At 60.1% G+C, this 4,189-nt stretch carries 4 protein-coding genes; 3 read left to right on the forward strand and 1 reads right to left on the reverse strand.

Annotated features, from left to right (window positions below; translation table 11 throughout):
- The coding region (locus tag ACK5L9_RS23500) for a glycosyltransferase (RefSeq protein ID WP_416913880.1) at positions 1-893 on the reverse strand (893 nt) is incomplete at its 3' end.
- 179 nt (positions 894-1,072) lie between these two features.
- Between ACK5L9_RS23500 and ACK5L9_RS23505 the strand changes: the two genes are divergently transcribed.
- The 3 genes from ACK5L9_RS23505 to dnaA all read left to right on the forward strand — a co-directional run bounded on the left by ACK5L9_RS23505 (position 1,073) and on the right by dnaA (position 4,173).
- A complete protein-coding gene (locus tag ACK5L9_RS23505; RefSeq protein ID WP_416913881.1) occupies positions 1,073-1,849 on the forward strand; it encodes an enoyl-CoA hydratase in 777 nt (258 codons plus the stop codon).
- A 155-nt stretch (positions 1,850-2,004) separates the two neighbouring features.
- Positions 2,005-2,274, forward strand: coding sequence for a 30S ribosomal protein S20 (rpsT, locus tag ACK5L9_RS23510; protein ID WP_416913882.1), 270 nt, complete (start codon positions 2,005-2,007; stop codon positions 2,272-2,274).
- Positions 2,275-2,826: 552 nt separating this feature from the next.
- Positions 2,827-4,173: a chromosomal replication initiator protein DnaA gene (gene dnaA, locus ACK5L9_RS23515; RefSeq protein ID WP_416913883.1), complete on the forward strand. Its 1,347-nt coding sequence runs from the start codon at positions 2,827-2,829 to the stop codon at positions 4,171-4,173.
- Positions 4,174-4,189: the final 16 nt, after the last annotated feature.

Below are 4,189 nucleotides of genomic sequence, written 5' to 3' on the forward strand. Positions count from 1 at the left end.
CCATCGCGCATGGCGATTCGCAGAATCCGGCGGAAAACCGGCGCATCGTCGCCATAGTCCCGCGCCTTGCGCCACCACTTGATCATCAGCACCGGAACCAGTGGCCAGAACCACGGCCCGGCGGCCACGCGATAGGCGATCATCGCGTTGCGATACATATAGTAGACCTTCCACAACGGTCGCAGGACCACGCCACCCGCCGCCTGTTTCGCGTCGGTATCGTGCTCGAACCGGACCGGTGGGGCAAAGGCGATGCGCAGCCCCCTGCGGCGCATTTGCAGTGTATAAAGTTGATCGTCGCCATAAACGAACAGCCGCCCGTCCGGGTATCCCGCCCGCCGGACCGCTGCTCGGGACAGGAACAAACCAACGAAGGACGCCATGTCCACATCAGTCACCGGCGCATCGACGGCATAGGCGGAATCCTGCAAGTGAAATCCGTGCCTGCCTCTGAACAATGTGCGCAGAAATTCGCGGCCGTGCCAGAACGGGTTGCGATAGGGGCGGTTCATCTCGCATACCTCGCCTGACGGGGTAAGCACTGCCGCGCCCACCGCATCATGGTCGCAGGTCAGGTCGCGAAACGCCCGGATCGCACCATGTGCCGGACGGCCATCGTCATCCATGACCACGATCCAGTCGGGGTCGCAGCGTTCGGTCATCTGCCGCATGCCCTGCTCGAAGCCGCCGGCACCGCCCAGATTCGCGTCGCTGCGATGCTGGATCAGGCGTGGATCGGTGACAGAGGCCAGCCATTCCGCCGTGCCATCGTCCGAGGCGTTGTCAAACACCAGCACGTGATCCACCTTCTGTTCCAGAAGACGCCGCACCGTATCCTGCAACTTGCCTAGGCGATTATAGGTGACGACGACAGCGCCGATTGTCTGATCCAAGGTATTCCCTGTCATTCTTGCCCTTGTGGCCGGCTGACCGGACGGTTTTCCCTTATTCTACAATCGGCAAGGATCCTGCAAGGGCGCAGGCAGATCGGCGCGACGGGTTCGCAAAGCTGGTCTAGGCCGGTTGGTCCTGCTAGGACTTGTGGGTCACTTACTGCAACGAGGGCCCCGACATGGCTTATGAAACGATCATCGTGGAAATCGAGGATGAGGTTGCGCTGATCCGGCTGAACCGCCCCGAGGCTCTGAATGCGCTGAACTCGACGTTGATCACCGAACTGGCGAAGGCCGTGACCGAGGCGGACCATAACGACAAGGTTCGCTGCATCGTCATCACTGGCAGCGAAAAAGCCTTTGCCGCCGGGGCGGATATCAAAGAGATGTCCGAGAAAAGCTTTATCGAGGTCTATGGCGAGGATCTGTTCGGCCCGCAGATCGAGGCTTTCACCCGCATCCGCAAGCCAATCATCGCGGCGGTCAGCGGCTATACCCTGGGCGGCGGGTGCGAGCTGGCAATGGCCTGCGATTTCATCATTGCAGCGGAAAACGCCAAGTTCGGCCAGCCCGAAATCAATCTGGGCGTCATTCCCGGCATTGGCGGCACGCAGCGCCTTACCCGATTCGTCGGCAAGTCCAAGGCGATGGATATGATCCTGACCGGTCGCTTCATGGATGCGGCCGAGGCCGAGCGGTCGGGCCTTGTCAGCCGTGTCGTGCCCACCTCGAAGCTGATTCCCGAAGTCATGGCCATCGCCCGCAAAATCTGCGAAAAATCGGCCACCGCGACCAAGGCTGTCAAAGAGGCGGTCAACCGCGCCTATGAATCCACCCTGCACGAGGGGTTGCTGTTCGAGCGCCGTGCCTTCCACTCGATGTTCGCGACCGAGGACCAGAAAGAGGGCATGGCGGCCTTTCTGGAAAAGCGCGAACCGCAATTCCGCGACCGCTGATTTTTCCGGGTTTCCTTTGGCGGGGTTTTGCCGTAAAAGCCCCGCCGTACATGCGCGTGGGCCCGCTTAGGCAAGAATCATACCCGCTTTTCACAAGGCGGGTGGCGGGTTTATTTCGCGATTGAAACGTTAAAGACCCGATAGGATTCCGAACCATGGCAAATACGCCCCAGTCGAAAAAGCGCGCCCGCCAGACGCTGCGCCGCACCGAAGTCAACAAGGCGCGCCGTTCGCGCATCCGCACCTTCCTGCGCAAGGTCGAAGAGGCGATTGCATCGGGCAATGCCGACGCTGCCCGCGATGCGCTGAGAACCGCCCAGCCCGAACTGATGCGCGGCGTGACCAAGGGCGTTTACCACAAGAATACCGCATCGCGGAAAATGTCGCGACTGTCGGCGCGTGTGAAGGCACTGTCGGCGTCGTAAGCGGCTTAAGACGCTGTAATCCGGTCTGCAAAGGCCGCTGTCCCTGAAACGGGCGCGAACGGTTGTTCGTGCCCGTTTCCGTTTTGTACAAGGTATTCCTGCGGAAATTTCTTAAGAAAGTGTTAATATTTAAGGGGTTCGAGAAATTTTACTTGTGAGTCAAAGGCCTCGCAGATTCGTTCAGGATACTGACATGTCAAGCGCATAGTTCGGTTGCGCGGGCTTCATTCGAGTTGCTAATTTCAGCCTGCGATTCACTTCGCTCTTTTGGGGGACGGGCCGCGTGGCGGATCGGAACGGTTGTTCCGGCTTCTTTGCGTTGGCGCGTGGCATGAGGGGCTTCCCTTGTGTCATAGATCTGCGACGGCTGGCTGCCACCAGTCTTTGTTGGATCACTGTTGTGAGATGGTATCGGGCGTACACCCCGTCATGTGACCCTGCCGGGTCGCAGGGGTAGTCTGTTGCCATCGTCCCGAAAGGGCCGGGCGATGCGCTCACACCGGCTGAACCGGTGGAGCTTGGGGACTGAAAGCAAGGCTGGGGCAATAGGAAATGGAAGACCTTTGGGGGCAGGCATGTACGCAACTCGAACAGGTGGTGGGACCAAACAATTATAATCACTGGATCAAACCGCTGCGATTGACCGCAGTCGAGGACGGGGTTGCGCGATTTGCCAGCCCGACGCGGTTCATCTCGGACTGGGTGAACCGTCATTTCGCCGACGATATCATCAGCGAATTGTCGCGCCTTGGCCCGCAAGTCGAACGCGTCCGGTTCGAGATTGGTGCTCAAGGTGCCCCGGCGACCGCCAGCCGCAAGGATCCGGTCCCTGCCGCGCCTGCGGTGGCTGACCGGGCCGATCTGGGCGCGCCGCTGGATCCGCGCTTTACCTTCAGCAATTTCGTGGTCGGCAAGCCGAACGAGCTGGCCCATGCCGCCGCGCGCCGCGTTGCCGAGGGTGGGCCGGTCGGCTTTAATCCGCTGTTCCTTTATGGCGGGGTCGGGCTGGGCAAGACCCACCTGATGCACGCCATCGCACATGATTACCGCACGCGTCACCCGATGGCGCAGGTGCTGTATCTGTCGGCGGAACAGTTCATGTACCGCTTTGTGCAGGCATTGCGCGAAAGCACGATCATGGATTTCAAGGGCATGTTCCGCAATGTGAACATGCTGATGGTTGATGATGTGCAGTTCATCGCCGGGAAGGACAGCACCCAAGAGGAATTTTTCCACACGTTCAATGCGCTGGTCGATCAGGGCAAGCAGATCGTCATTTCCGCAGACCGCGCCCCGGCCGAGATCAAGGGTCTTGAGGAACGCATCAAGTCGCGGCTTTCCTGCGGGTTGATCGTCGATCTTCACCCGACCACCTATGAATTGCGTCTGGGCATCCTGCAATCCAAGACCGAGGCGTTCCGCACCCAGCATTCCGATCTGGAAATCGGCACGGGCGTGCTGGAATTTCTGGCGCATCGCATCACCACCAACGTCCGCGTTCTGGAGGGGGCGCTTCAGCGGCTTTTCGCCCATGCCAGCCTGCTGCGCCGCGAGATCACGCTGGATGTGGCCCAGGAATGTCTGGCAGACATCCTGCGCACCAATGACCGCAAGATCAGCATTGACGATATTCAGCGCAAGGTGGCCGAGCATTACAATATCCGGCTGGCCGATATGATGGGCCCGAAACGTGCCCGCAATGTCGCCCGGCCCCGGCAGATCGCGATGTACCTGTCCAAGCAACTGACCAGTCGCAGCCTGCCGGAAATCGGCCGACGTTTTGGTGGGCGCGACCACACCACGATCATGCATGGCGTCCGCAAGATTGAGGAGCTGGCGGGCGAGGATCAGTTGCTGGCCGAAGATCTGGCCATGCTCAAACGCCTTTTGGAGGCGTGATCCGCCCTTCTTGCAC

Origin of the sequence: Paracoccus sp. (in: a-proteobacteria) (assembly GCF_047973135.1) — a bacterium.
In the GTDB taxonomy this organism is placed as follows: Bacteria; Pseudomonadota; Alphaproteobacteria; order Rhodobacterales; family Rhodobacteraceae; genus Paracoccus.

What these genes read in the sequence shown, in the direction of transcription:
- ACK5L9_RS23505 (WP_416913881.1), top strand. Translation starts at nt 1,073, where the DNA reads ATGGCTTATGAAACGATCATCGTGGAAATCGAGGATGAGGTTGCGCTG.
- rpsT (WP_416913882.1), top strand. Translation starts at nt 2,005, where the DNA reads ATGGCAAATACGCCCCAGTCGAAAAAGCGCGCCCGCCAGACGCTGCGC.
- dnaA (WP_416913883.1), top strand. Translation starts at nt 2,827, where the DNA reads ATGGAAGACCTTTGGGGGCAGGCATGTACGCAACTCGAACAGGTGGTG.